The organism is Pseudomonas sp. UBA6699 (assembly GCF_002454615.1).
In the GTDB taxonomy this organism is placed as follows: domain Bacteria; phylum Pseudomonadota; class Gammaproteobacteria; order Pseudomonadales; family Pseudomonadaceae; genus Aquipseudomonas; species Aquipseudomonas juntendi.
On the sequence record NZ_DKJF01000127.1, the window covers coordinates 1 to 26,307 of the forward strand.

A 26,307-nucleotide genomic window follows, 5' to 3' on the forward strand; every position below is an offset into this window, starting at 1 on the left:
GCGCGGGCGGCGCTCGATCTCCCAGGCGCTGCATATCGCCTGGCAACCACCTGTCAGCCCTGATGCAATCCCTGTGCGCCTTGCCGGCAATATGCCCCGCAGCCATCAGCCACGGTTCACCGGGAAAGCCGTGGTGTACTTCATCTGCTCCATGGCAAAACTGGAGGTAATGTTCGACAACCCCTCGGTGCTGGTAATCAGCTTTTTGTAAAACCGGTCATACGCCGCAATATCCCCCACAACCACCCGCAACATGTAGTCCCAGTCGCCAGACATTCGGTAGCACTCCATCACCTCCTCGAACCCGGTGACGGTCGCGGCAAACTGCGCCAGCCAGGCGCTGTCGTGGCGCTGGGTCTTGAGCTGGACGAACACCGTCAGCCCCAGCCCTAGCCGTTCGGGGGCCAGCAGGGCGACACGGCCGAGTATGTAGCCTTCTTCTTCCAGGCGCTTGACTCGCTTCCAGCACGGGGTGGTGGACAGGTTGACGGCTTCGGCCAGGTCCTTGAGCGACATCGAGGCGTCGCGCTGAAGCAGGGTAAGAATGTGCTGGTCGAAGCTGTCCATATCGCGCGCTGGCCGTGCCGGAAAATATTTCACAGGTTACCCCAAGGCCAGGCGATTTGGCTTGTGCCATAGTGGCAGCTTTCATTCTGCCAATGGGCCTGACCATGTCCGACAAGCCGCGCAATTTCGCCACCCGTGCCATTCACGCTGGCGAGCAGTTCAGTGTTGCCGACAATGCCATTTTCCCGGCCATCGTCACCGCCAGCTCGTTCACCAAACGCAGCCTCGACGACAAGCCGGAGTACTCCTACAGCCGCGTGGGCAACCCCACCCGGCATGCCTACGAAACCTGCGTAGCCGCGCTGGAAGAGGGCGTGGGTGCCGTGGCCTGCGCCTCGGGGGTGAATGCCACCGCCACGGTCCTGGAGCTGCTGCCCAAGGATGCCCACGTGGTCGTGATGAACGGCGTGTACGGGGGCACCTTCCGTATCCTCGAAGACTACCGCAGCCGTACTTCAGGCCTGACCACCACCTATGTCGACCTCAACGACCTGGGCGCGGTGGCCGCGGCGATCAAGCCCGAAACCCAATTGATCTGGATCGAGTCGCCGACCAACCCGTTGTTGCACCTGGTCGACATCAAGGCGGTGTGCGACCTGGCGCGGGCCAAGGGCATCCTCACCTGCATCGACAACACCTTCTGCTCGCCGTGGAACCAGCGCCCGATCAACCTGGGGGTGGACCTGGTGATGCACTCGGCCAGTAAATACATTGGTGGCCACTCCGACCTGACTGGCGGGGTGGTGGTCGCGGCCAATGACGCGCTGCTGGCGCGCCTGCGCCGCATCAGCATGGCCATCGGCGCGGTGCAGGGGCCGTTCGACTGCTACCTGGCCCTGCGTGGCCTGAAGACCCTGGATGTGCGCATGGAGCGCCAGTGCGCCAATGCCTTGCAGGTGGCGCGCTTTCTGGAAAACCACGCGCAGGTGGAGCAGGTGTATTACCCCGGGCTGGAAAGCCACCCGCAGCATGAACTGTGCAAGCGCCAGATGCGCAGTGGCGGGGCGGTGGTGGCGATGAAGGTCAAGGGCGACCGCGCCGCGCTCAACCGCCTGGTCGAGGCGCTGCAGATCTTTGTATTGGCCGACTCGCTGGGCGGGGTGGAGAGCATGATCAACCACTCGTGGAGCATGTCCCACTGCTCGCTGAGCCCGGAGCAGAAGGGCGTGATGGGCATCAGCGAGAACCTGCTGCGGCTGTCGGTGGGGATCGAGGATTACCGCGACCTGATCGAGGACCTGGATGGGGCGTTGAAAGCGCTGGTTGCTGTGTGAGGGCTTGCGGCCCTATCGCCGGCAAGCCGGCTCCCACAGGTGCATCACAAGTTCGCAGTACTGTGGGACCCCTGTGGGAGCCGGCTTGCCGGCGATAGGGCCGGTGAATTCAAAGAAAATGCTCGGTCAGGATTTGGGCGAATGAATGATCCGTTCGATCTTGTCCTTGATCAGCAACCGCTCCTTGCGCAGGCGGTTGACGGCGTCGTCGTTGGTGCCGTTGCCTTCGGCGGCCACCACCTCCTTGTCCTTGGCGTTGTATTCCTTGTGCAGTGCATGCAGCGCCTGGTCGTTGTCCATCAGTGCCTGGAACTTCTCAGCGGTAATGTGCAGGTCAGCGAGCAGATCATGCGGAACTGGCATTTCTTCACCTCTGTCAGGTTTGTCGATTGGGTCCTGACCACTGAGGATAGCCGTCTTTGCGCAAGCCGTTCACGGGCTGCAGGCTGAACGGCAGCTGAAGAAAACCGCATTAACGGGCAAAAGCCTCGCCATCACTAAATTGTTACCGACTTTTTCACAAAAAATTGATGGTGCGCTTTCTAGAGTTCGCCCAACTTTCCCACAGTGCCGTCGGGCCGTGGGGTTGATAACCACTCTTGATTGCGAACACTGATGCTCAATTTCAAATCCCTGCGGACTGAATGGGTCACGCTGCTGGCCAGCCTGTACCTGCTGATCGGCTTCAACATGTTCCTTTGGGAGCATCTGCAAGCGGTCGTGCCCCCCGGCCTGTCGGGGTTGTGGCTGATTCTGGCGTTCGCCGTGCTGATGCTGTTCGCGTTCAACCTGGTACTCACTTTATTTGCCTTCCGTTATGTGTTGAAGCCGTTACTTGTGGTCTTGTTCATCAGTGGCGCCGGCGTGGCTTACTTCATGAACCAGTACGGCGTACTTATTGATGCGGGCATGTTCCGCAACATGGCCGAAACCAATGTGGCGGAAGTGCGCGACCTGATGTCGTTCAAGTTTGCCGCTTACATCCTGCTGCTGGGGGTGTTGCCTTCGGTGCTGGTGTGCAAGGCGCAGATCGCCTACCGCCGCTGGCAGCGCGAACTGCTTGGCAAGCTGCTGGTGAGTGGTGCCTGCGTGGTGGCGCTGGGTTCGGTGGCGCTGGTCAACTACCAAGGGCTGTCGTCGCTGTTTCGCAACCACCACGAACTGCGCCTGATGCTGACCCCAAGCAATATCGTGGGCGCCTCCATTGGTTATGTCGGCGAACGGGTTGGTACCGCAGCGCGGCCGTTCCAGCCTTACGGCGAAGATGCCAAGCGTGATGTGGCCTGGCAGAAACATGAGCGCAAATCGCTGACCGTGCTGGTGGTCGGGGAAAGTGCCCGGGCAGACCACTTCGGTGTCTTGGGCTATGGCCGCGATACCACGCCGAACCTGGCCAAGGAGCAGGGCCTGCTGGCGTTCTCCGACGTGCATTCGTGCGGCACGGAAACGGCGGTTTCGGTACCGTGCATGTTCTCTGGCATGCAGCGCAAGGACTACGACGCCAGTGTCGCCAAGAACCGCGAAGGGCTGCTGGACATCCTCCAGCGTGCCGGCCTTGCCGTGCAGTGGCGGGACAACCAGTCGGGTTGCAAGGGCACTTGCGATCGCGTGCAGTTCATCGATGTCAGCAACCTCAAGGACCCGCAACTGTGCGCCGGCGGTGAATGCCATGACCAGATCCTGCTGCAAGGCCTGGATGCGCTGATCGACAACCTCGACAAGGACACCGTGCTGGTGCTGCACCAGATGGGCAGCCATGGCCCCGAGTACTTCAAGCGCTACCCCGAAGGCGGCGAGCGTTTCAGCCCGGTGTGCCAGAGCAACGCCCTGAACCAGTGCAGCGAACAGCAAATCATCAACGGCTACGACAACACCCTGGCCTACACCGACAAGGTCCTGGCCTCGTTGATCGACACCCTGCGCAGCAAGCAGGACAAGGTGGACACGGCGATGATCTACCTGTCCGACCATGGCGAGTCGCTGGGTGAGTACAACCTGTTCCTGCACGGCACACCGTACGCCATCGCCCCCGAGCAGCAGAAGCACGTTCCGCTGCTGACCTGGTTCTCCGACAGCTACAAGGAGGACTTCGGCCTCGATACCGACTGCCTGGCCAAGCTCAGCGACGCCCCGCTGTCGCAAGACAACCTGTTCCACTCGATGCTTGGCCTGCTGCAGGTACACACCGAGGTCTACCAACGGTCGCTGGACATGTTCGCCAGTTGCCGCCCGTGGCTGACGGCCAAGCGCTGACGCCTACACCCTGTGTGCAAACGCACCATTGATCGATATCAAGGATGGCCCGGGTTTCACCAGCAGTGCCCGCGCCGTATATACTGCGCGCCAATGTTAGTGGGAGAGCCTTGTGGCCATCGAAATTCACTGGATATGTGACGACCAGAGCCTGGCTGAACACTGCCGCGACTGGCAGCAACTGCCGTTTGTCGCCGTCGATACCGAGTTCATGCGGGTCGACACCTTTTACCCGAAGGCCGGGCTGATCCAGATTGGCGACGGCCAACGGGCTTTCCTGATCGACCCGCTGCTGATCGGCAACTGGCAACCCCTGGCCGAGCTGCTGGAAAACAGTGGTGTGGTCAAGGTGCTGCATGCCTGCAGCGAAGACCTCGAGGTGCTGTTGCGCCTGACCGGCAAGTTGCCACAACCGTTGTTCGACACCCAGCTGGCCGCCGGTTACCTGAACCTTGGCTTTTCCATGGGCTACTCGCGCCTGGTGCAGGAAGTGCTGGGCATCGACCTGCCCAAGGGCGAAACCCGCTCCGACTGGCTGCAGCGCCCGCTGTCGGACACCCAGGTCAGCTACGCGGCCGAAGATGCCGTGCACCTGGCCGAGCTGTTTACCGTGCTGCGCCCGCGCCTTAGCGACGACAAATACGCCTGGGTGCTGGAGGATGGCGCCGAGCTGGTCGCCGCCTTGCGTCGCGAAGTCGAGCCAGCCACCTTGTACCGCGACGTCAAGCTGGCCTGGAAGCTGGCGCCCCAGCAGTTGGCCGTGCTGCGTGAGCTGTGCGCCTGGCGCGAGCGTACTGCCCGCAGCCGCGATGTACCCCGCAACCGCGTGCTCAAGGAACACTCGCTGTGGCCCATTGCCAAGAACCAGCCGAGCAACCTGTCGGCACTGGCCAAGGTTGAAGAGATGCACCCGCGCACCATTCGTCAGGACGGTGAGTTTCTTATCCAGCTGATCAAGCGCGCCGCCAGCCTGCCTGCCGAGCAGTGGCCAGCGCCCTTGCCCGAACCGCTGCCGATCGAAGCCAGCGGCATCCTCAAGCAGCTGCGCGCCATCGGCCAGGCCGAAGGCGAGCGCCTGGGCATTGCCCCTGAGCTGATGCTGCGTAAAAAAGCCCTGGAGGCACTGCTCAAGAGCGGTTACCCCAATGGCCCTTATCAATTGCCCGATTCGCTGCGCGGCTGGCGCCGTGAGCGTATGGGCCAGGCCCTGCTGGACAGCCTTGCAGGCGCCGGAGAGACCCGATGAAACGCATTTGCTCCATCTACAAGAGCCCCCGCAAGAACGAAATGTACCTGTACGTGCTCAAGGCTGACGGCCTTGAGCGCGTGCCAGAAGGCCTGCTGCCGTTCTTCGGCACCCCCGTGCATGCCTTCGACCTGGTGCTCAGCCCGGAACGCAAGCTGGCCCGCGAAGACATCACCAAGGTGTTGGAGAACCTCGATAACCAGGGCTACCACCTGCAGATGCCACCGCCGGATGACGAGTACATCGAGCACCTGCCCGAAGAGCTGCTGCGCCGCAACGACCCGGCCTGAACATGCGCGTACTGATTGCCGAGCATGACCATGCCCGCTACGCCGCGCTTTTGCGCGCAGCCGCGCCTGAACTGGAAATCCTGACCAGTGGCGACTCGGCCGAACTGGCCCGCCAGGCGCCGCGTTGCCCGGTGTGGCTGGGGCAGCCCGACCTGCTGGCGAGCTTGCTGCGCCAGGGCCACCAACCGCGCTGGCTGCAGTCGACCTGGGCCGGCATCACACCGTTGCTGGCCGACGGCTTGCCGCGTGACTATCGCCTGACCCGAGCGGTGGGCATTTTCGGCCAGGTAATGGCCGAGTACATGCTCACCTACATGCTTGGCCATGAGCGCGAGGTGCTGTCGCGCCTGGTCAGCCAGGTCGAGCGGCGCTGGGACGACCGCCCGGGGCGCACGCTGGAAGGGCGCAGGGTGCTGATCGTGGGCACCGGCGACATCGGCCAGCGCGTGGCCGAGTTCCTGCAGCCGTTTGGCGTGGTGCTGTACGGCGTTGCCAGCAGCGCCCGCGAGCAGGCACCGTTCGTTGAAGTGGCGGCGCTGGCCGACCTGCCGCGCATGGTTGGCCAGGTCGACTACGTGCTCAACCTGCTGCCGGATACCACGGCTACCCACGACCTGTACAACGCCGCACTGTTCAAGTGCTTCCAGCCCACGGCGCTGTTCATCAATGCCGGGCGGGGTGCGGCGGTGGTCGATGCCGACCTGGTAGCGGCGTTGAAGGAGGGGCATCTGGCCGGGGCGGTGATCGATGTGTGCCGCCAGGAGCCGTTGCCCAGGCAGCACCCGTTCTGGACGGCCTGGGGCTTGCTGCTGACCGGGCACAGCTCGGCGCCCACCTCGCCGGCGGCGATGGTGCGGTTGTTTGTCGAGAATATGCGGGCGTATGAAGCCGGGCAGGGGTTGCGCGGTGAAGTGGACTTCGCCAGGGGCTATTGACTGCTTTGGCTTGTGCCGGCCTGTTCGCCGGTGAACCCGCTCCTACAATGGGTGGCGTAGGAGCGGGTTTACCCGCGAATGGGCCAGTACTGCCAACCCAAAACTTACAGGCTGAAATCCCCCTCAGCCGCCAGCTCGCTCAGCGGCTTGCGCGGGCTGGGCACTTCACGCGCCTGCAGCGCTTCGTCCAGGCTGGCCTTGTCGCCGAGCTTGCCGATCGCCACCATGGCATGCAGCTCGTAGCCTTCAGGGATCTTCAGCTCCTGACGCGCCAGCGCCTGGTCGAAACCGGCCATGCCATGGGTATGCCAACCACTGATGCTGGCCTGCAGGGCCAGGTGGCCCCAGGCGGAGCCGGTGTCGAAGGTGTGCCACAGCGCCGGTTTTTCTTCGGTGGCACCCGGGGCGGCGAAGGTGGTCTTGGACATCACCAGCACCAGCGCCGACGCCTGTTGCGCCCAGCTACGGTTGAACGGTACCAGCAGGCTCAGGTAGCGCTCCCAGTTCGGGGTGTCACGGCGGGCATACAGGAAGCGCCAAGGCTGCGAGTTGTACGCCGACGGTGCCCAGCGGGCAGCTTCGAGGAAACTCAGCAGGGTCTCTTCGCTGATCGGTTCGGCGGTGAAGGCGCGGGGCGACCAGCGGTTGATGAACTGCTCGTTGATGGCGTAATCGGCAACGCGGGGGTTGGCGCTCATGTCGGCTCCTGCAAACGGACGGAAAACGCGCACGCTACTGCTTCGCGTAGCGACTGACAAGCGGCCTGGCTTTGCTCAAGGCCAGGCTCTAGACTGGCGCCGCTGCGCGCCGCGACCACAAGATGAATGCAGGTAACCGTGTAATGATCGCTGACAACGCGCCGTTCTGGCGGCGCAAGACCCTCGAACAACTCAATGCCCAGGAGTGGGAGTCGCTGTGCGACGGGTGCGGCCTGTGCTGCCTGCAAAAGCTCGAGGACGAGGACGACAACAGCGTCTATTACACGCGCATCGCGTGCAAGCTGCTGGACCTGCAAACCTGCCAGTGCAGCGACTACCCCAACCGCTTCGCCCAGGTGCCGGATTGCATCCAGCTCACCCCGGGCAAGGCCGACCAGTTCACCTGGCTGCCCAGTACCTGTGGTTACCGCCTGGTCAGCGAGGGCAAGGACTTGCCCGCCTGGCACCACCTGGTCTGTGGCGACCGCCAACAGGTCCATGAACAGCGCATTTCCCAGGCGGGGCGTATGCTCAGGGAGCAGGATGTGCACGAAGACGACTGGGAAGACCACCTGATTTTCCGCGCCAGCTGAGCAGCGCGGCCCGCTGCCACGGGGAACAAGGAGTTTCTGTATGCGTTGCCAGCTGTTGTTGCTGTTGGGCCTGATGGCCAGTGCGCCCGCCTGGGCGAAAAAGGTCAATCTCGATTACGAAGTGCGCCTGTTGCCCGCCAGCGGCCAGGCAGAAGTTCGCCTGACCCTGGCGGACGGCAGCGCGGTGCGCAGCCTTGACTTCGACCTGGGCAAGGCCGGGGCCTACAGCGGCTTCCAGGCCGATGGCCAATGGCAACTGAACGGGCAGCGGGGGGTATGGCAGCCTGCGGCCGGCAAGACCAGCCTCAGCTACCGGGTGCTGCTGGACCAGAAGCTTGCCAGTGGCGCGTTTTCGTCGCGTATCACCCCGCACTGGGCGCTGTTCCTGGGCGACCAGCTGGTGCCGCCAGCGCGCCTGGACCAGCAGGATGGAACAGAGCTGGTGGCGCGCCTGGCCTTCGACCTGCCAGCGGGCTGGAAGAGCATCGAAACGCCCTGGCCGCGCGTCGGCCAGGACAAGTTCCGCATCGACAATGTATCGCGCCTGTTCGACCGCCCCACTGGCTGGATGCTCGCCGGTGACCTGGGCAGCCGCCGCGCCCGTCTGGGCGATACCGACGTGACCGTGGCCGCGCCGGTGGGGCAGGGCATGCGGCGTATGGACAGCCTGACCTTGCTCACCTTCGTCTGGCCGCAACTGCAGGCAGTGTTCCCGCGCAACCCGCCGAAGCTGTTGCTGGTGGGCGCGCGTGACGGGATGTGGCGTGGGGCGATGGCGGCGCAGGGGTCGGTGTACCTGCACAGTGGCAGGCCGATGGTCAGCGAGAACGGCAGCAGCCCGTTATTGCGTGAGGTGGTGCAGTTGTTTGCCCAGATCCGCGCCGGTGATGGCAATGACTGGTTGGTGGAAAGCCTGACCGATTACTACGCCAGCGAGTTGCTGCGCCGCTCTGGCGGGGTGAGCGACGACCGCTACCAGGCCTGGCAGGCGCGCCTGAGCAAGCAGGGCGCGAAGGTGACCCGGCTGCGTGGCGAACAGGCCACCCCTGCGCAGGTCGCCCGTGGGGTAATGCTGCTGCAGGCGCTGGACAAGGAAATCCGCATCCATACCCAGGCCAAGCGTTCGCTGGATGATGTGGTGCGCGGGTTGATGCGCTTGCCGAGCGTAAGTACCGAAGAGTTCGTGCAGATCAGCGAGAATGTGCTGGGGCGGCGGTCTGAGGTGTTGCAGAGCAAGGCGTTGCGCTAGAAATTCTTCTTGCCTGTGCTGGCCTCTTCGCGGGCTTGCCTGCTCCTACAAGTTGAGGCATGCGCAACACCTGTGGGAGCGGGCAAGCCCGCGAAGAGGCCGGCACAGGCAATGCATCAATCAACCGCCAGCCAACGGATCCTTCCCGGTCACCGTCACCCCGCGCGTCGCCGCCTCGGCGCTGGCCTTCAACGCCTCCAGGTCCGCCGCGCTACGCTCGATATCCGAGCGCAAGCGCTGATACTCCTGCCGGTGCCGCTGCCACCAGGCCTTGGTGGCGCAGTGCCCGCTGACCCCACGCGCCACGGCCAGGCCGCCCACCGCCATCTGCAGCAAGCCAACCAGGCCGCCACGGCGCAGCCCTTTGCTGAACATCAGCGCCCCACCGGCCAGTGAGCTGGCACGTTCCAGGCCATGAACATTGTGCTGCGATGACGCAGCGGAATGGCTATCGAGCATGGCAAACCCTCCTTGTGGAATGTAAGCAGCTGACCTGCACGGCAACGCCAGCGTTCAGTTGCATCGCCCGGCGGCGAGCCCTGGGTGGGGTTTAAACGGTGAAAAGCAGCTGGCTGTGTCGTATATGGCGAATACCCTGTCCGGTTTGGCAATGCAGCTTCAAGGGTGTTTAATCACCGCTGTCGAAACCGCTGGAGGCCTTGAAAACAAAGGCTCAGACAGATTCAGCCGTTCAGCCCCTCGAAGCGCAAGTGCCACCGGACCGCAAGGCGGTGTTGGCCGAGGCGCTGCGCCGCCGGATCCTGAGCATGGAACTGGCCCCGGGGGCGGTAGTGGACGAACTGGCTCTGTGCGACGAATTCGGCCTGTCGCGCCCACCCGTGCGCGAACTGCTGCGCCAGATCGCCGCCGAGGGCTACATCGAACTGCGCTGCGCCTGTCGCGTGAAATCCGCGCCGGGGTGGTCACGGTCAACTGCTTCGGCGAAGGTGACGTGACCACGCCGTTCGGTGGCTACAAGGAGTCTGGCTTTGGTGGGCCCGACAAGTCCATCTGGGCCCATGACCAATACATGGAGCTGAAGACCATCTGGATCAACGCTTCGTGAGCTGAGCAAGGGCGGCTTTTTACTTGAATTTGGGCCCCGACCGGGTATTCAGCCCCTTGGCCATACGGTCGTACAGCACCACATTCACCGTCGCCGCCAGGTTCATGCAGCCATCGGTCGGGATGTAGATGGTCTCTTCACACCAACCGCGCACTTCTTCGCTCAGCGACCCGTCCTCTGGGCCGAAGATGTAGATGGCGCGGTCCGGGTGGGTGTATTCCGGCAGGGGCCGGGCGCCGTCCACCAGCTCTACCGCCACCGGGGTGCAGCCCAGCGGAATGATGCGTTGCAGGTCATCGATGCCGATCAGCGGGATGTCGTAGTGCACGCGCTTGGTGTCGGTGACGAAGTCACGGGCGCGCTCATACCGTTTGCCGGTGTAGAACACCGAGTTGACGCCGTAGCAGCCCGCGGCGCGCATCACCGAGCCGACGTTTTCCGGCGACTTGGGGTTGAACAGGCCGATGCAGCTGTATCGTTTGTTTGCCACGTACCGGGGCCCTTCGCGAAAAAAGCGCGATTATACGGGCTGCCCGGTAGCAGCGGGGGGCGAATCGATGGTCAGTCTTTCTTCAGCAAGCCAGCCAGGCCGGCAAACGGGTTGTGCGTGGCCTTGGCGATGCTCGGGGTGCTGGTGGAGCCTTCGCTGAAGTACTGCTGGTCGGTGTAGCGCGAATGCTCGTTGTCGTGGCAGTACAGGCACAGCAGCTCCCAGTTCGAGCCGTCCTGGGGGTTGTTGTCGTGGTTGTGGTCGCGGTGGTGCACGGTCAGCTCGCTCAGGCGCTTGCCGGCGAACTCGCGGGCGCAGCGGCCGCACACGTGCGGGTACATTCTCAGGGCCTTGTCGCGGTAGCCCATTTCCTTGTCACGCTTGGCGTCGGCGAGAATGCGGTCCAGGCGCGCGGTGGCGGCAGCGGAAGAGGAGGCGCTCATGGTGTTTCCTTTGTTCTGATCAGGCAGGTGACGGTTATGCCATTGAGTCTAGCGCGCTTGCAGGGCGGGCGGACAGGCGAAAGCGTTGATTTAGGCGTAGCCTGTAGGAAGGTTCCCGACAGGAGGTTACTGATGTTGCGCGCGATCCTAGCCGTGCTGTGGCTGGCGGGCCTGCCCATGGCCGATGCCGCCAGTACGCCGCCCCGGCTGGCGACCCCGGTGCCCGGTGCGCCGGGTACGCCAACGCCCACGCCTTACCCGCAGATCACCCCGAGCACGCCGCCCAAGGCTTATGACAGCCAGCCGGGTGCGCCTTTGCTGCCACCGATGCCGGTGCCCGGGCCGCCGAAGGATCAGCCCTTGCCGGGGTTGCGGCCGGAGCCGGCGAAGCCGGCGCAGGATGATGACTGACTGCAGCGGTGCGTTGGCGGTGGGACTACTAGGGGGGCCAGTGCCCTGTGGGAGATAACACAGCCCTATGGGCTGCGCTGTCGCGCAGAGAACTCAATTCGTAACCGCGACGCGGCCTGTGTGGGAGCGGGCATGCCCGCGAAGAATCCAGCGCGGTGGCTGGCACCGGCTACGCCGGTGTTCGCGGGCACGCCCGCTCCCACAAAGACCCCGCTAAATCAATAAGTTATGTACTGTTCTATGAGAGCGGCCTTGAGTCGCGAAAGGGGCGCAAAGCGCCCCAGGCAATCTCAAGCGATACCCAATTCGCCAAACACGAACGCATACTCCAGCGCCACATCCTTGAGCCCCTGATACCGCCCGCTCATCCCGCCGTGCCCGGCGCCCATCTCGGTCTTGAACAACAGCAGGTTGTCATCGGTCTTGCGCGTGCGCAGCCGCGCCACCCACTTGGCCGCCTCCCAGTATTGCACACGGCTGTCGTTGTAGCCCGCCACCACCAGCATCGCCGGGTAGGCCTGGGCCTTCACGTTCTCGTAGGGCGCATAAGCCTTGATCCGTGCGTACACCTCCGGCTCCTCAGGGTTGCCCCACTCGTCGTACTCGGTCACGGTCAACGGCAGGTCGGGGTCGAGCATGGTGTTGAGCACGTCGACGAACGGCACCTCGGCGACCGCACAGCGGAACAGTTCGGGGCGCAGGTTGAGCACCGCGCCGATCAACAGGCCACCGGCACTGCCACCACTGATGGCCAGCCGGTCGGGCGCCGTCACGCCCTGGGCGACCAGGTGTTCGGCACAGGCGATGAAGTCGCTGAAGGTGTTGTGCTTGTGCGCCTGCTTGCCGGCACGGTACCAGGCTTCGCCCAGCTCGCCACCTCCGCGTACATGGGCGATGGCGAAGGCCACGCCGCGCTGCAGCAGGCTCAGGCGTGCATGGGAGAACCACGGGTCGAGGCTTTCGCCATAGGCGCCGTAGCCGTACAGGTACAGCGGCACGGTCTGGCCCAGGTCCTGGCGGCGACGCACCAGGCTGATCGGCACCTGGGTGCCGTCGGCGGCAGTCGCCCACAAGCGTTCGCTGACATAGTCGTCGGCATCGAACGCGCCCAGTACCGGTGTTTGCTTGAGCACCACCTGGGCGCCGCTGGCCAGCTCCAGCTGGCGCACCTGGGCCGGGCGGTTGAGTGCTTCGTAGCGCAGGCGCAGGCGGGGGCTGGCGAACTCCAGGCTGTCTTGCACGTACAGGCTGTAGGCGGCATCCGGCAGCTCGACACGGTAGGCCGCCAGACCTTGCGGGCGCACTTCGATGATCGGCAGGCCGCCTTCGCGCAGGCTCAGGGTCAGGGCGCCGGCATTCAGGCTCAGCCCTTCAAGCATGACTGCCTCGCGGTGCGGCACCAGTGCCTGCCATTGCTCGCGGCCCGGTACCTCGGTAGCCGGGGCGTAATACAGGGCGAAGTTGATGCCGTCCTGGTTAGTGCGGATAAACCAGCACCACGCGCCGTCGAGCTGGCCGTGGTCGGGGAAGTATTCATGGCCCTCGACACGTGGCGCCAGGCAAACGAATGGTGCCTGTGGGGTTTCGGCGTTCAGCACCCAGGCTTCGCTGGTGGTCTTGCTGTTCAGCAGCAGCACCAGCTGGCGCTCGGAACTGGTGCGGTAGCAATGCAGGAAGAAGCGCCCGTCGGGCTCCTCGAACACGCGCTCGGCACCGGGGCTGCCCAGCGTATGGCGGCACAGGCGCCATGGCCGATGGGTGTCGTCCAGCTCGGCGAAGAACAGTGTCTGGCTGTCGTTGGCCCAGGTCATGCTGCCGTCGCAGTCTTCAAAGGGCAGGGCGGTGATCGCGCCGCTGGCGAGGTCTTTCACGTACAGGCTGTAGACCTCGTCGCCACTGGTATCCAGGCTGTAGGCCAGCAGCCGGTGGTCGGGGCTGACACTGAACGCGCCCAGCGACAGGAAGCCGCCGTTGGCCAGTGCGTTGGGGTCGAGCAACAGCTGTTCCTGGCTTTCATCGACGGTGTTGCTGTCGTCGGCCGGGCGTGGGCAGCGGTAGTGGCGCGGATATTCGTCGCCAGCAGTGGTGCGGGTGTAGTACAGGTACGGCCCCCAGGGTGAAGGCAGCGACAGGTCGGTCTCCTGGATGCGGCCCTTGATCTCTTCGAACAATTGCTCGCGCAGGGGCGCCTGGTCGGCCAGGCAGGCTTGCTGGTAGGCGTTTTCGGCCTGCAGGTAGGCGAGCACCTCGGGGGTGTCGCGCTGTTGCAGCCAGGCATACGGGTCGGCGGCCTGGTCGGCATGGGCAATCGGCGGTTGGGGCTTGGTCGGCATCGAGGATCTCTTGGTTGGGGTGGCCTGGGCCCGGCTGCGAAGCGGCCGGCGCAGGCAAACACTGTGTGCGCCCGGAAAAGTGTTTATCATAGGCACCTCTTTGCCTGGCTTGCACGAACACCATGATCGAGAACGACTACACCTTGGCCTGGGGCCTGTACGCGGTTGCCGCTTTGGGCTGCCTGCTGGTGGGCTTCAAACTGACCGGCTGGATGTGGCGCTGGTTGCGCGAGCCCTTGCGGGTGGTGCTGGCGGTGCTGTTGCTGACGCCGACCGTGGTTGACCCGGTCAAGGACAGCTTCGCCCCGGCCATCGCCATCACCACCCTGGATGTGGCGTTCAAGGTTGGCAACAATGCCTGGCGCGCAGTTTCCGATTTTGCCATGTACGGCATGATCGCCTTTGCCTTGTATGCCCTCTTCGTATTGCTGCGCTGGCCGCTGGAAAAGCGCGCCCGCGAGCGGCGGGCCCAGGCTGAGGCCGCGGCCCAGCGCGAGCAGGCCGAAGATGACCGGCTCGGCGCCCAGGCCCCTTTAGCCGCCGAGCGCAGCGACCGTTACCGTGACCTCCCGCCACCTGCGGCACCCCGGGGAAATGGCCGGGTCGAGCCCCGTCTGTAAGCGGAGACACAGCCATGTGCGAACTGTTGGGCATGAGTGCCAACGTCCCTACCGACATTGTCTTCAGCTTTACCGGCCTGATGCAGCGCGGTGGCCGCACCGGCCCGCACCGCGATGGCTGGGGCATCGGCTTCTATGAAGGGCGCGGCCTGCGCCTGTTCCAGGACCCGGCTGCCAGCAGCGAGTCGGAGGTAGCCAGCCTGGTGCAGCGCTACCCGATCAAGAGCGAAGTGGTCATTGGTCATATCCGCCAGGCCAACGTCGGCAAGGTCTGCCTGGCCAACACCCACCCGTTCATGCGCGAAATGTGGGGCCGTAACTGGTGCTTTGCGCACAACGGCCAGTTGGGCGCCTTCAAGGGCTTGGGCAGTTTCTATCGGCCGGTAGGCGATACCGACAGCGAAGCGGCCTTTTGCGACCTGCTCAACCGCATTCGCAGCGCCTTCCCCGAGCCGGTGCCGGTGGAACAGCTGTTGCCGGTGCTGGTCGAAGCCTGTGCCGGTTACCGCGGGCAGGGCGTGTTCAACTGCATGCTCAGCGACGGTGACTGGCTGTTCTGCTTCTGTTCGACCAAGCTGGTGCACATTACCCGGCGTGCGCCGTTTGGTGCGGCACGCTTGAAGGATGTCGACCTGATCGTCGACTTCCATACGCAAACCACCCCCAACGACGTGGTCACGGTGATTGCCACCGAGGCCCTGACCGAGAACGAGACCTGGCAGCGCTACGAGCCGGGTCAATGGGCCCTGTGGCGGCACGGTGAATGTGTGGCGCACGGCCAGAGCTAAGGACGCTGCATGTTCAGAAGTTACCTGCGGTTGCTGCTGTTCACCTTCGGCTTGTTGGCCGGTATTCAGGTGCCGGGGCTGGTGAAAGACTACAGCCAGCGGGTGGAGGCGCACCTGTACGAGTCGCGCGAGGCGCTGGACGGCTTCAAGCAGACGGCCGAGCGCTTTTTCAATGGCGACCTGCAGGCCTTGCTACGGCACTACCGCAGCAGTGATGACCCGGTGTTCAACAGTGACGCCAACAGCATCGAAAGCCTGATGATCCGCAACCAGTTGCTGGAGAACGAGTGGCAGGCCCTGCAAGGGCCTTGGGCCGCACGCACCTGGCATGTGCTGGTGCAGGCCGACCCGCAGCTGCGTGAAGAAACCCTCAACGGCTATAGCTACCAGATTCTGCTGGTGCCCGAGGCCATCGGCTGGGGTGTTGGCGCAGGGTTCGTGCTGGCGTTCTTGGTCGAAAGCCTGTTGCTGGGGCTTGGCTGGGTGATCCTCGGGGGGCGGCGCCGGGTGGTGAAAGAGAGCTGGCGCTGAGGGTGATCGCCAGCACAGGCACTGCGTTCTCAACGCCAACCCCCTAGGAAACCAGCACGATCCGCTGCCCACCCATGTCCCGTGCATACCCCTCCAGCACCTGTCGGCACAGCCCGACTACCTCATCCACCAGCGCCACGCCGGTCTGCCAGGCCACCACCAGCTCCAGGCTCGGCGGCGGTTGCAGCCCCGCCAGCAACACCAGCTCGCCGCGGTCCAGCTCGGCATCCACCAATGCCGGTGGCAACGCGCCGATGCCGAAGCCGTCGCGTAGCAGCCGGGTAATGGCCGCCACCGAGTTCACGCAGTTCAGCCGCGGTGCGTCAGCCCCGGCACCCTGCAGCAGGCTCAGCACCTCCTGGTGCGGCCGTGAATTCTTCGAGAAGGTGATGATCCGCTCCCGACCAAGCTCGGCCAGCGAGCCGAAAGCGCGGTGCTGGGGCGAGCCGGCGGCAACCACCCAGCCCATCGGGTAGCGCGCCAGATCCAGGCTGCGGATCGACTGCTCGCGCAGCAGGTCGGTCTGCAGGATCACGTCGAGAAACCCCTTTTGCAGTTGCTCGCGCAGGTTCAGTGCAGTGTCCGCCACCAGCTCGATTTCTACCTGTGGGTAGCGCTCGGTCAGTTCCGCCACCAGCGCACTCATCCAGGTGTGGATGACCGTGTCCATCACCCCGATGCGAATTCGCCCGACCTTGGCCCGGTCGCTGTCCAGCGATTGCTTCATGGCCTTGGCGGTGTCCAGCATGCGTTCGGCGTATTCCAGCACCTTGCCGCCTTCCGGGGTCAGGCTGACGCCGCGCGAGTCGCGCAGCAGCAGCTTCACGCCAAGGTCGGCCTCCAGCGCGGCAATACGGCTGGAGACCGAGGCCTGGGTGGTGAACAGCTTGTCTGCGGTCAGGCGGAAGCTCTTGAGGCGGGCGACCCAGACAAAGGTTTCGAGAAAGCGAAGGTTCATGATCAGTTTTTCTTGTTCCAGACCGGCGGTTTTTCTCGTTGGACGCAGCGCGCGCGGGCTCCGAACATTGGCCCAGGCCGCGACAGTACAGGTCGCCTATACAACAATACCAACAAGCCGAGGCAAGCATGAACCCCACCGGCGTGCAGCAGCAGGTCAGTTCTTCCCCTTCGTCCGGGCCGTTCGCCTGGTACCGCGACATCGACTCACAGCAACGGCGCACCTTCTGGAGCTGCAAGATTGGCTACGGCCTGGATGGCATGGACACCCAGATGCTCAGCTTCGTCATCCCCACGCTGATCATGCTGTGGGGGATCACCACCACCGAAGCCGGGCTGATCCACACCAGCACGCTGATCGCCTCGGCGGTGGGCGGCTGGATAGCCGGTATCCTCTCCGACCGCATCGGCCGCGTACGTACCCTGCAACTGACGGTACTGTGGTTTGCGTTTTTCACTTTTCTCTGCGGGTTCGCCCAGAACTACCAGCAGTTGCTGATCGCCCGAACCTTGATGGGCTTCGGCTTCGGCGGCGAGTGGACCGCCGGCGCAGTGCTGATCGGCGAAGTGATCCGCGCCCAGGACCGTGGCAAGGCGGTCGGCATGGTGCAGTCCGGGTGGGCCATTGGCTGGGGCCTCACCGCCATCCTCTATGCACTGCTGTTCTCCTGGCTGCCGCCTGAGCAGGCCTGGCGGGCACTGTTCCTGTTGGGCCTGGTGCCGGCCATCTTCGTGATCTTCGTGCGCCGCCTGGTCAAGGACCCGGAGGTCTACCGCCAGGCCAAGGCGACGCCAGCGGCCGAGGCACCGTCGCACTTCTACGAGATTTTCGCCCCAGGCATGCTCTGGACCACCGTGCGCGCCTCGTTGTTGACCACAGGCGCGCTGGGCGGTTACTACGCCATCACGTCCTGGTTGCCGACCTTCCTCAAGAATGAACGCGGCCTGAGCGTGCTGGGAACCGGTGGCTATCTGGCGATGGTGATCGTTGGTTCGTATGTGGGCTACGTCGTCAGTGCGTACCTGTCCGACCTGCTGGGGCGTAAGAAGAACTTCATCCTGTTCGCCGTGGGCTCGTTCGTCATCGTGCTGCTGTACACGCAGATGCCCGTCAGCGATGGCGTGATGCTGTGGCTGGGCTTCCCGCTGGGCTTCTTCGCCTCGGGGATCTTCAGTGGCATGGGCGCGTTCCTGACAGAGCTGTTCCCAACACGTATCCGCGGTTCGGGGCAGGGCTTCTGCTACAACATCGGCAAAATCGTTGCGGCGCTGTTCCCGTTGCTGATTGGCTTGCTCGGCCAGCAGGTGCCGCTGGGCCTGGGTATCGGTGTGTTTTCTGCCGTGTCCTATGGCGTGGTGATCGTTGCAGCGCTGAGCCTGCCGGAAACACGCGGCAAACAGTTGCAAGCGCGGTAAGGTAGGCACATGCACGACAACAACGGAGGCCGCGTGGTGGAACGCCTGCTACTCAATTGCGACATGGGTGAAAGTTTCGGCAGCTGGCGCATGGGCCTGGATGCCGAGGTCATGCCCTACATCGACTGCGCCAACATCGCCTGCGGTTACCATGCCGGTGACCCTGGCATCATGCGCCGCACCGTGGCCCTGGCACTGGAGCACGGGGTGGCGATCGGTGCCCACCCGGCCTACCCGGACCTGGTCGGCTTCGGGCGCCGGTCCATGGCCTGCAGCCCCGAGGAAATTCGCGATTTGCTGCACTACCAGATCGGCGCACTGGAGGGCATCTGCAAGGTGCTCGGCGGCCGTGTGGCCTATATCAAGCCGCATGGCGCGCTGTACAACGACATGATGGCCGACCCGCTCAAGCTGCGCACCGTGCTGGAAGCTGTGGCGGCTTACGGCAGCGATCTGCCGCTGATGCTGATGGCCACCGCCGACAACCGTACGGCCCAGGCGCTGGGCGATGAAATCGGCGTGCCGCTGTGGTTCGAGGCATTCGCCGACCGGGCCTATACCGCCAGCGGCCACCTGGTCTCGCGGCGCCTGCCCGGCGCCGTGCATCACGACCCGGCGCGTGTGGTGGAGCAGGCCGAGCGCCTGGCCCGTGGCGATACGCTGGTGGCGAACGATGGCAGTGCCTTGAAGCTGGCGGCCAGCACACTGTGTGTGCATGGCGACAACGACAGTTCGGTAGCAGCGGTGCGGCAGATTCGCCAAGCCCTCGATGCCATGGAGCGATGATGAAGCTGCGTATCGAAGTGGTCGCGGTCGACAGCCTGATGGTGCGCCTGTTCGAGCGTATCGACGAGGCCAACATGCCGTGGATGCTTGCTGCCAGCCAGTGCTTGCGCGCAGCGTTCGGCCAGCACCTGCTGGACTTGGTGCCGTCGTACACCACGCTGATGGTGCACTTCGACCTGCCGCCGGCCGAGGCGAGGGCGCTGATCGCCCAGGCCCTGGACGGTTTGCAGCCTGACGCCGGCAGTGGTGGCCGGCGTCACGAGATCCCGGTGTGGTACCACGCCAGCGTCGGCCCGGAGCTGCCTGTACTGGCTGCCCGCAGCGGCTTGACCGAGGGTGAAGTGGCCCGCTTGCACAGCGAGCGCGAGTACCCGGTTTTCGCCTTGGGCTTCGCCCCCGGGTTCGGCTTCATGGGCCTGGTCGATGAACGCCTGGCCAGCCCCCGCCTGAGCACCCCGCGCAAGCGCGTGGCGGCGGGCAGCGTGGGTATTGCCGAGCGCCAGACGGCAGCGTACCCGGCGGTGTCGCCGGGGGGCTGGAACCTGATCGGGCGAACACCGGTGCGTTTGTTCGACCATGAACGTGAGGGCTATAGCCTGTTGCAACCCGGTGACCGGGTGCGCTTCGTGGCGGTTACGCGTGATGAGTTTCTGGCCCTGGGCGGCGATGTGGAGGCGCAAGGATGAAGCAGTTGACGATCGAGGCCAGCAACGCCTTGTGCCAGTTGCAGGACGCCGGGCGCTTCGGCGTACGGCACCTGGGCGTGACCCAGGGCGGGGCGCTGGACTGGGTGGCGATGTACTGGGCCAACTGGCTGTTGGGCAATTCGCTGGCCGCACCTGTGGTGGAGGTCGCGCTGGGTGGCTTCTGTGTGGTGGCGCAGCAGGATTGTGTGCTGGCGCTGGCCGGTGCCGACCTGGATGCGCGAGTTGATGATCAGCCGGTAGCGCCCTGGCGCAGCTTTGCTCTGGGCAAGGGGCAGCGCTTGGCCCTGAAGCAGCCCAAGCAGGGCGTTCGGGCGTACCTGGCGGCGCCTGGCGGGTTTCGCGGCGAGGCGGTGCTGGGCAGCTGTGCCACCGTGGTGCGCGAAGCGCTGGGCGGTACAGACGGCCAGGGCGCTGCGCTTGGTAAAGGCCAGCGGCTGGCTTTTGCGGGTACGCCGGCAAGCCTTCGTGAAGTGCCGGATGCGTTGCGCCCGCGCTATCACCACAAGCCTGTGCTCGACCTGGTGGTGGGCGCGCAGCTCGGCGATTTCAGCGGTACCAGCCTGTACCAGGCATTCAACACGGACTGGACCCTGGACAGCCGGGCCGACCGCATGGGCATCCGCTTGCTGGGGCCGCAGCTGGTCTACCAGGGCGCGCCGATGATTTCCGAGGGCATTCCCCTGGGGGCGGTGCAGGTGCCGCCGGACGGGCAACCGATCGTGTTGCTCAATGACCGGCAGACCATTGGCGGTTACCCGCGCCTGGGGGCGTTGACGCCGCTGGCGCTGGCGCAACTGGCGCAGTGCATGCCGGGGGCGCAGGTGAAGTTCAGGGCGGTGGTGCAGGATGAGGCGTGGCGGGAGCAGCAGCAATACTTGGGCCGGTGGTTGTAAGGCTGCGGGCCCTTTCGCGGGCACGCCCGCTCCCACACAGGCCTGCGCCATACCTGTAGGAGCGGGCGCGCCCGCGAAGAGGCCAGACCGCTGGCAAGTGGCAGCCCGTTCTATCTCACTTTGAGAGATACCGCATCCCTTCCTCCAACCCCTGCAAGGTCAGCGGATACATCTTGTCCTCGATCAACTCCCGCACCAGGTGGGTCGAGGCGGTGTAGTCCCAAGCCTGCCGGGGATAGGGGTTGATCCAGATGATCTTCCTGAATTTCTCCATGAAACGCTGCAGCCACACATACCCGGCTTCTTCGTTCCAATGCTCCACGCTGCCACCGGGCTGGGTAATTTCGTAAGGCGCCATGGCCGCATCGCCAACGAAGATCACTTTGTAGTCGTCGCCATACTTGTGCAGCAGATCGAACGTGGAAAACCGCTCCGAGGTGCGGCGCAGGTTGTTCTTCCAAACCGACTCGTACACGCAGTTGTGGAAGTAGTAGTACTCCAGGTGCTTGAACTCGGTCTTGCAGGCCGAGAACAGTTCTTCGCACACCTTGACGTGGGCGTCCATGGAACCACCGATGTCGAACAGCAACAGCAGCTTCACGGTGTTGCGCCGCTCCGGGCGCATCTGGATGTTCAGCAACCCGGCATCGCGCGCGGTGTGGTCGATGGTGCCGTCGATGTCGAGCTCTTCGGCGGCGCCTTCACGGGCGAACTTGCGCAGCCGGCGCAGGGCCAGCTTGATGTTGCGCGTGCCCAGTTCCACCTGGTCGTCGAGGTTCTTGTACTCGCGCTGGTCCCAGACCTTCACCGCCTTGCCCTGGCGTTTGCCGGCCTCGCCCACGCGGATGCCCTCGGGGTTGTAGCCGCCCGAGCCGAACGGGCTGGTGCCGCCGGTGCCGATCCACTTGTTGCCGCCGGCGTGGCGCTCCTTCTGCTCTTCCAGGCGCTGCTTGAAGGCCTCGATGAGCTTGTCCAGGCCACCCAGCGACTGGATTTGCGCGCGTTCTTCGTCGCTGAGCGAGCGCTCGAACTCCTTGCGCAGCCAGTCTTCCGGGATCAGCGCCTCGATGTGCTGGTCGAGGTTTTCCAGGCCTTTGAAGTAAGCGGCGAAGGCGCGGTCGAACTTGTCGAAGTGGCGTTCGTCTTTCACCAGAATGGCGCGGGCAAGGTAATAGAATTCGTCCATGTCGGCGAACACCACGTGCTTTTGCAAGGCCTGGTGCAGGTCGAGCAGTTCACGCACCGACACCGGCACCTTGGCCGCACGCATTTCATTGAACAGGTTGAGCAGCATGGCCCGGCTCCTGTCAGCGGTTGCCGCGCCGGCTCATGAAGGCCAGGCGCTCGAGCAGTTGCACGTCCTGCTCGTTCTTCACCAGCGCACCGGCCAGCGGCGGGATCGCCTTGGTCGGGTCGCGTTCACGCAGCACCGCTTCACCGATGTTGTCGGCCATCAGCAGCTTGAGCCAGTCGACCAGCTCGGAGGTGGAAGGCTTTTTCTTCAGGCCAGGTACCTTGCGTACGTCGAAGAACACGTCCAGCGCCTCGCTGACCAGCGCCTGGCTGATGTTCGGGTAGTGCACGTCGACGATCTGCTGCAGGGTGCTGCGGTCGGGGAAGGCGATGTAGTGGAAGAAGCAGCGGCGCAGGAAGGCGTCGGGCAGCTCCTTTTCGTTGTTCGAGGTAATGATGATGATCGGGCGCTGCCGGGCCTTGATGGTCTCGTCGATTTCGTAAACGTAGAACTCCATCTTGTCCAGTTCCTGCAACAGGTCGTTGGGGAACTCGATGTCGGCCTTGTCAATTTCGTCGATCAGCAGGATGACCCGCTCCTCGGCCTCGAAGGCCTCCCACAGCTTGCCCTTCTTCAGGTAGTTGCGCACGTCATGGACCTTGTCCACGCCCAGCTGCGAGTCGCGCAGGCGGCTGACCGCGTCGTACTCGTAGAGGCCCTGGTGGGCCTTGGTGGTGGACTTGATGTGCCAGGTGATCAGGCGCGCGCCGAACGAAGCTGCCAGCTGTTCGGCGAGCATGGTCTTGCCGGTGCCGGGTTCGCCCTTGACCAACAGCGGGCGTTCGAGGGTGATGGCCGCGTTTACTGCCAGTTTCAGGTCGTCTGTGGCGACGTAGTCGCGGGTGCCTTCGAACTTCATGGGGCTGTCCTCTGTTGTAAGCCTGTGCCGGCCTCTTCGCGGGCACGCCCGCTCCCACAGGAATTGCACAAACTTCTGAATCTGCGGAAGTACCTGTGGGAGCGGGCGTGCCCGCGAATGGCCCAACACCTGTTTTCGATTTGTTACCGACTATAACGCGGGCCCGGGCAGCTGAAAACGCGGACCGGGTATTCAGTCCCTGAATGCCCCGTCACACTGTTTCAGTCGGACTTCGGCGCCGGTTGCTCATAGCGTGCATTGAACGCCTGGATGAAGCCGTTGCGCAGGATCTGCAGGAAGGCCTCGAAGGCGCTGATGTTCTGCTTGTGCACGCTGCCACTGAGCTCCACCCGGGTGGCGAACTGGTTTTTCGGTTGGTTCTTCAGCACCGTCTCGGAGGCGCCCACCAGGGCCTCCCACACCGAGCGGAAGAAGCCTTTGTCCTTGTTTTCGACATCTTGCTGCCAGTCGAACACGTCCACGTCACGCAGCAGGGGTTTGATGTAGCCATTGAGGCGGCCGTTTTCCGCCTGCGCCTCGATGACCACGTCACCATGCCCTGCGCTGAAGTCGAACTTGCCGTAGGCACTGGCGAAGTCATTCAGGTTGCGCAGTTCTATGCCGGTGGCACGCAGGCGGAACTCGAAGTCATCGAAGTCACTGAACGGGTCGAAGGTGGCGCGGCTTTCGACCTTGGCATTGCCGGCGATCAGCGCCGTGCCCTCGAAGCTGGCGTCGCGCCGGCCTTGCTTGTCGCGCACGTTGGTCAGGTTGCTGATGGTGGCGTCCAGCCGGGTTGCCTTGAGGTTGACCGGGGGGTTGGAGTTGAAATTGCGAAAGGTCAGGGTGCCATTGTCGATATGCACTTCATCGAGGGTAATCGGCAGCAGCTTTTCCAGTTGTTGCCGCCAATCGGTGCCCTGGCCGGTCTGCGAGGCCTGCTTGTTGCCGCCGTCGACGAAGTTCAGTTCGGGCTGCTCGAAGATCACTTTCGCCACCACGGCCTTGTCGTAGATCAGCGAGTGCCAGCTGACCGACAGGTCGATAACCGGTGCATCCAGCAGCGGCACTGGCACCTTGCCGCTGGTCTTGACGATCCGCAGGCCGTTGATCCGGTAGGCCCCGCGCCACCAGGCCAGGTCCACGTCGGCCACGTGGCCACGGTAGTCGCCCATGTCGGCCAGCTTGTCGTTGAGGTAGTCGCGTACCAGGTAGGGCAGGGCCAGGTGCAACGCCACCAGCAGCGCCACCAGGCTGGCCAGGCCGATCAGCGGCCAGCGATAACGGGCTTTCATCGGGGTGTCTCCCAGGAGGATGTGCGGTGGACCGCAATGCGCCCGGTTGAGTTCGAACAGGCTTTACGGGCCTACGGCCGGGGCTTACCCTTGAGGTCTTTTCCTGCTCGCTTTCATGCCAAGGACCCCTGCCATGAGCCGTATCTTTGCAGACAACGCCCATTCCATCGGCAACACGCCGCTGGTGCAGATCAACCGGATCGCCCCGCGTGGCGTGACCATCCTGGCCAAGATCGAGGGGCGCAACCCGGGCTACTCGGTCAAGTGCCGCATTGGCGCGAACATGGTCTGGGATGCCGAAAGCAGCGGCCGGCTCAAGCCGGGCATGACCATAGTCGAGCCCACCTCGGGCAACACCGGTATCGGCCTGGCCTTCGTTGCCGCCGCGCGTGGCTACAAGCTGATGCTGACCATGCCCGCTTCGATGAGCCTCGAACGGCGCAAGGTACTGAAGGCGCTGGGCGCCGAACTGGTGCTGACCGAGCCGGCCAAAGGCATGAAGGGCGCCATCGACAAGGCCAACGAAATCGTGGCCTCAGACCCGGCGCAGTACTTCCTGCCAGGCCAGTTCGAGAACCCGGCCAACCCCGCCATTCACGAAAAAACCACAGGCCCGGAAATCTGGAACGACACCGACGGTGCGGTGGACGTGCTGGTGGCGGGGGTGGGCACGGGCGGCACCATCACCGGTGTGTCGCGCTACATCAAGCATACCCAGGGCAAGGCGATCCTGTCGGTGGCCGTGGAGCCCGAGGCTTCGCCACTGATCACCCAGACCCTGGCCGGCGAAGAGCTCAAGCCCAGCCCACACAAGATCCAGGGCATCGGGGCTGGCTTCGTACCGAAAAACCTCGACCTGTCGATTGTCGACCAGGTGCTGACGGTGGCCGACGAAGAGGCCAAGGCCATGGCCATTCGCCTGATGCAGGAAGAGGGCATTCTCTGCGGCATTTCTTGCGGCGCAGCCATGGCGGCGGCCGTGCGCCTGGCGGAAAAACCGGAAATGCAGGGCAAGACCATCGTCGTGGTGCTGCCCGATTCCGGCGAGCGTTATTTGTCGAGCATGCTGTTCAGCGACATGTTCAGCGACCAGGAAAACCAGCAGTAACCGGCCATGCCGCTGACCGGGCTCAATGTTCGGCAGCCTGGTTGACTGCACAATCTTCATCGACACGATCCCGCCCGGGTGGTTTGTACCGCGGCGGGATCGGTTTATGATGGCAGGATGATTTTCAGGAGAGCAGGCCGCGCAGCCCTGTTTCTTCACCTAGGAGTGATGCATGACCTTATCCTTTGCAGCCAAGGCGGGTGTCTTGCTGGTGTTCTTCGGCAGTGTGCTGTTCGTGCACCTGCGCGGCAAAGCCCGCCTGCCGGTGTTGCGCCAGTTCGTCAACCATTCGGCGCTGTTCGCCCCCTACAACGCCTTGATGTACCTGTTTTCCGGGGTGCCGTCCAAACCCTACCTGGACCGCCAGCGCTTCCCGGAACTGGATGTGCTCAAAGACAACTGGCAGGAAATCCGCGAAGAGGCCATGCGCCTGTTCGACGAGGGCTATATCCGCGCCGCCGAAAAGGACAACGACGCCGGCTTCGGTTCGTTCTTCAAGAAGGGCTGGAAGCGGTTTTACCTGAAGTGGTATGACAAGCCGCTGCCATCGGCCGAGGCGCTGTGCCCGAAAACCGTAGAACTGGTCAGCAGCATTCCCAACGTCAAGGGCGCGATGTTCGCCCTGCTGCCTGGCGGTAGCCACCTGAACCCGCACCGCGACCCATTCGCCGGTTCGTTGCGTTACCACCTGGGCCTGTCCACGCCGAACTCCGACGCCTGCCGCATCTACGTCGATGGGCAGGAGTACGCCTGGCGGGACGGCGAAGACGTGATGTTCGATGAAACCTACGTGCACTGGGTGAAAAACGAGACCGATGTGACCCGGGTGATCCTGTTCTGCGACATCGAGCGGCCGTTGAGCAGCCCGCTGATGACCCGCATCAACCGCAAGGTCAGTGCCTTCCTGGGCCGCGCCACCGCGCCGCAGAACACCGACGACGAGCGGGTGGGCGGCATCAACCAGGCGTATGCCTGGAGCAAGCGCTTCTCCAACAAGCTCAGCACCCACGTGAAGCAGTTCAAACGGGCCAACCCCAAGGCCTACCGGGTCTTGCGCCCGGTGCTGGCGGTGGTCGTGGCTTATCTGCTTTACCGCTGGTTGTTCTGAGCGCAGGCTGGCCTGTGCGCGGGTTCACCCGCGCACAGGCCAGCTCACCTCACACTGGCGCCCGCTATTGCCCGATCGTGGGTTCACCGCTATTCTC

Annotated in this window: 28 protein-coding genes and 2 pseudogenes; 19 read left to right on the plus strand and 11 right to left on the minus strand. The window is 64.1% G+C overall.

Annotation, left to right across the window (positions count from 1 at the left end; genetic code table 11):
• Positions 1-105: 105 nt before the first annotated feature.
• Positions 106-567, minus strand: a complete 462-nt coding sequence (locus B3361_RS23130) for an Lrp/AsnC family transcriptional regulator (protein WP_009686813.1) — start codon at positions 565-567, stop codon at positions 106-108.
• Between the two features lie 92 nt (positions 568-659).
• Here B3361_RS23130 and B3361_RS23135 point away from each other — a divergent pair, with 92 nt between their 5' ends.
• A complete protein-coding gene (locus tag B3361_RS23135; RefSeq protein WP_029886179.1) occupies positions 660-1,841 on the plus strand; it encodes a trans-sulfuration enzyme family protein in 1,182 nt (393 codons plus the stop codon).
• A gap of 126 nt (positions 1,842-1,967) precedes the next feature.
• Here B3361_RS23135 and B3361_RS23140 read toward each other — a convergent pair whose 3' ends face one another.
• Entirely contained in the window at positions 1,968-2,204 is a 237-nt protein-coding gene (locus tag B3361_RS23140) for a YdcH family protein (protein WP_054905130.1), read from the minus strand.
• A 252-nt stretch (positions 2,205-2,456) separates the two neighbouring features.
• On the opposite strand from B3361_RS23140, the gene B3361_RS23145 reads away from it, so the two are divergent.
• The 4 genes from B3361_RS23145 to B3361_RS23160 all read left to right on the plus strand — a co-directional run bounded on the left by B3361_RS23145 (position 2,457) and on the right by B3361_RS23160 (position 6,565).
• Positions 2,457-4,094 carry a phosphoethanolamine transferase gene (locus B3361_RS23145; RefSeq protein WP_009686810.1) on the plus strand — a complete coding sequence of 546 codons (1,638 nt, stop codon included), beginning with the start codon at positions 2,457-2,459 and terminating at the stop codon, positions 4,092-4,094.
• Between the two features lie 112 nt (positions 4,095-4,206).
• Positions 4,207-5,340, plus strand: a complete 1,134-nt coding sequence (gene rnd, locus B3361_RS23150; RefSeq protein ID WP_009686809.1) for a ribonuclease D — start codon at positions 4,207-4,209, stop codon at positions 5,338-5,340.
• Positions 5,337-5,630: a YcgL domain-containing protein gene (locus tag B3361_RS23155; RefSeq protein ID WP_009686808.1), complete on the plus strand. Its 294-nt coding sequence runs from the start codon at positions 5,337-5,339 to the stop codon at positions 5,628-5,630. Before rnd ends, B3361_RS23155 begins: the two co-directional genes overlap by 4 nt.
• A gap of 2 nt (positions 5,631-5,632) precedes the next feature.
• Positions 5,633-6,565, plus strand: coding sequence for a D-2-hydroxyacid dehydrogenase (locus B3361_RS23160; protein ID WP_054905131.1), 933 nt, complete (start codon positions 5,633-5,635; stop codon positions 6,563-6,565).
• A 104-nt stretch (positions 6,566-6,669) separates the two neighbouring features.
• Here the strand turns inward: B3361_RS23160 and B3361_RS23165 are convergent, their stop codons facing one another.
• Positions 6,670-7,263 (minus strand): nitroreductase family protein, encoded by a 594-nt coding sequence (locus B3361_RS23165; RefSeq protein ID WP_009686805.1) that lies wholly within the window; start codon positions 7,261-7,263, stop codon positions 6,670-6,672.
• 143 nt (positions 7,264-7,406) lie between these two features.
• Between B3361_RS23165 and B3361_RS23170 the strand changes: the two genes are divergently transcribed.
• Together B3361_RS23170 and B3361_RS23175 are read left to right on the plus strand one after the other, a co-directional pair.
• Entirely contained in the window at positions 7,407-7,856 is a 450-nt protein-coding gene (locus B3361_RS23170) for a YcgN family cysteine cluster protein (RefSeq protein ID WP_009686804.1), read from the plus strand.
• Positions 7,857-7,896: 40 nt separating this feature from the next.
• On the plus strand, positions 7,897-9,105 hold the full coding sequence (locus B3361_RS23175; RefSeq protein ID WP_029886174.1) for a hypothetical protein: 1,209 nt from the start codon (positions 7,897-7,899) through the stop codon (positions 9,103-9,105).
• Positions 9,106-9,225: 120 nt separating this feature from the next.
• Here the strand turns inward: B3361_RS23175 and B3361_RS23180 are convergent, their stop codons facing one another.
• Complete coding sequence (locus B3361_RS23180) at positions 9,226-9,564, minus strand: YgaP-like transmembrane domain (RefSeq protein ID WP_009686802.1); 339 nt, start codon at positions 9,562-9,564, stop codon at positions 9,226-9,228.
• 200 nt (positions 9,565-9,764) lie between these two features.
• Between B3361_RS23180 and B3361_RS23185 the strand changes: the two are divergent.
• Positions 9,765-9,992 (plus strand): annotated as a pseudogene (locus B3361_RS23185) (GntR family transcriptional regulator); the annotation flags it as partial.
• Positions 9,977-10,171, plus strand: a pseudogene (locus tag B3361_RS23190) (aldehyde dehydrogenase family protein); the annotation flags it as partial. The pseudogenes B3361_RS23185 and B3361_RS23190, both read left to right, overlap by 16 nt.
• A gap of 19 nt (positions 10,172-10,190) precedes the next feature.
• Here the strand turns inward: B3361_RS23190 and B3361_RS23195 are convergent.
• Entirely contained in the window at positions 10,191-10,661 is a 471-nt protein-coding gene (locus B3361_RS23195) for an RNA methyltransferase (RefSeq protein ID WP_054905132.1), read from the minus strand.
• Positions 10,662-10,732: 71 nt separating this feature from the next.
• Positions 10,733-11,104, minus strand: coding sequence for a YajD family HNH nuclease (locus B3361_RS23200; protein ID WP_009686798.1), 372 nt, complete (start codon positions 11,102-11,104; stop codon positions 10,733-10,735).
• Positions 11,105-11,236: 132 nt separating this feature from the next.
• On the opposite strand from B3361_RS23200, the gene B3361_RS23205 reads away from it, so the two are divergent.
• Positions 11,237-11,515: a hypothetical protein gene (locus B3361_RS23205; RefSeq protein ID WP_009686797.1), complete on the plus strand. Its 279-nt coding sequence runs from the start codon at positions 11,237-11,239 to the stop codon at positions 11,513-11,515.
• 290 nt (positions 11,516-11,805) lie between these two features.
• Here the strand turns inward: B3361_RS23205 and B3361_RS23210 are convergent, their stop codons facing one another.
• Entirely contained in the window at positions 11,806-13,848 is a 2,043-nt protein-coding gene (locus B3361_RS23210) for a S9 family peptidase (RefSeq protein WP_054905133.1), read from the minus strand.
• A gap of 122 nt (positions 13,849-13,970) precedes the next feature.
• Between B3361_RS23210 and B3361_RS23215 the strand changes: the two genes are divergently transcribed.
• The 3 genes from B3361_RS23215 to B3361_RS23225 are packed head-to-tail and all read left to right on the plus strand — an operon-like array spanning position 13,971 to position 15,787.
• Positions 13,971-14,468, plus strand: coding sequence for a hypothetical protein (locus B3361_RS23215; protein WP_009686795.1), 498 nt, complete (start codon positions 13,971-13,973; stop codon positions 14,466-14,468).
• Between the two features lie 14 nt (positions 14,469-14,482).
• Positions 14,483-15,256, plus strand: coding sequence for a class II glutamine amidotransferase (locus tag B3361_RS23220; protein WP_009686794.1), 774 nt, complete (start codon positions 14,483-14,485; stop codon positions 15,254-15,256).
• 9 nt (positions 15,257-15,265) lie between these two features.
• A complete protein-coding gene (locus tag B3361_RS23225) occupies positions 15,266-15,787 on the plus strand; it encodes a DUF2937 family protein (protein ID WP_009686793.1) in 522 nt (173 codons plus the stop codon).
• A 43-nt stretch (positions 15,788-15,830) separates the two neighbouring features.
• Here the strand turns inward: B3361_RS23225 and B3361_RS23230 are convergent, their stop codons facing one another.
• On the minus strand, positions 15,831-16,745 hold the full coding sequence (locus tag B3361_RS23230) for a LysR family transcriptional regulator (RefSeq protein WP_054905134.1): 915 nt from the start codon (positions 16,743-16,745) through the stop codon (positions 15,831-15,833).
• 128 nt (positions 16,746-16,873) lie between these two features.
• Here B3361_RS23230 and B3361_RS23235 point away from each other — a divergent pair, with 128 nt between their 5' ends.
• From B3361_RS23235 to B3361_RS23250, 4 genes are read left to right on the plus strand one after another with little or no spacing between them, the layout of a single operon-like run.
• Entirely contained in the window at positions 16,874-18,160 is a 1,287-nt protein-coding gene (locus B3361_RS23235) for an MFS transporter (protein WP_286920387.1), read from the plus strand.
• A gap of 9 nt (positions 18,161-18,169) precedes the next feature.
• Entirely contained in the window at positions 18,170-18,946 is a 777-nt protein-coding gene (locus tag B3361_RS23240) for a 5-oxoprolinase subunit PxpA (RefSeq protein ID WP_009686790.1), read from the plus strand.
• Entirely contained in the window at positions 18,946-19,632 is a 687-nt protein-coding gene (gene pxpB / locus B3361_RS23245; protein WP_009686789.1) for a 5-oxoprolinase subunit PxpB, read from the plus strand. Before B3361_RS23240 ends, pxpB begins: the two co-directional genes overlap by 1 nt.
• On the plus strand, positions 19,629-20,546 hold the full coding sequence (locus tag B3361_RS23250) for a biotin-dependent carboxyltransferase family protein (RefSeq protein WP_054905136.1): 918 nt from the start codon (positions 19,629-19,631) through the stop codon (positions 20,544-20,546). Before pxpB ends, B3361_RS23250 begins: the two co-directional genes overlap by 4 nt.
• A 115-nt stretch (positions 20,547-20,661) precedes the next feature.
• Here B3361_RS23250 and B3361_RS23255 read toward each other — a convergent pair whose 3' ends face one another.
• The 3 genes from B3361_RS23255 to B3361_RS23265 all read right to left on the minus strand — a co-directional run bounded on the left by B3361_RS23255 (position 20,662) and on the right by B3361_RS23265 (position 23,994).
• Positions 20,662-21,840 (minus strand): vWA domain-containing protein, encoded by a 1,179-nt coding sequence (locus B3361_RS23255; RefSeq protein WP_009686787.1) that lies wholly within the window; start codon positions 21,838-21,840, stop codon positions 20,662-20,664.
• 13 nt (positions 21,841-21,853) lie between these two features.
• Positions 21,854-22,699 (minus strand): AAA family ATPase, encoded by an 846-nt coding sequence (locus B3361_RS23260; protein ID WP_009686786.1) that lies wholly within the window; start codon positions 22,697-22,699, stop codon positions 21,854-21,856.
• 221 nt (positions 22,700-22,920) lie between these two features.
• The gene (locus B3361_RS23265) at positions 22,921-23,994 is read right to left on the minus strand and encodes a DUF748 domain-containing protein (RefSeq protein WP_009686785.1); all 1,074 of its coding nucleotides are present in this window, start codon (positions 23,992-23,994) and stop codon (positions 22,921-22,923) included.
• A gap of 133 nt (positions 23,995-24,127) precedes the next feature.
• Between B3361_RS23265 and cysK the strand changes: the two genes are divergently transcribed.
• Together cysK and B3361_RS23275 are read left to right on the plus strand one after the other, a co-directional pair.
• Positions 24,128-25,102, plus strand: coding sequence for a cysteine synthase A (gene cysK, locus B3361_RS23270; protein ID WP_009686784.1), 975 nt, complete (start codon positions 24,128-24,130; stop codon positions 25,100-25,102).
• A 172-nt stretch (positions 25,103-25,274) separates the two neighbouring features.
• Positions 25,275-26,210 carry an aspartyl/asparaginyl beta-hydroxylase domain-containing protein gene (locus B3361_RS23275; protein WP_009686783.1) on the plus strand — a complete coding sequence of 312 codons (936 nt, stop codon included), beginning with the start codon at positions 25,275-25,277 and terminating at the stop codon, positions 26,208-26,210.
• The last annotated feature ends 97 nt before the right edge of the window (positions 26,211-26,307 follow it).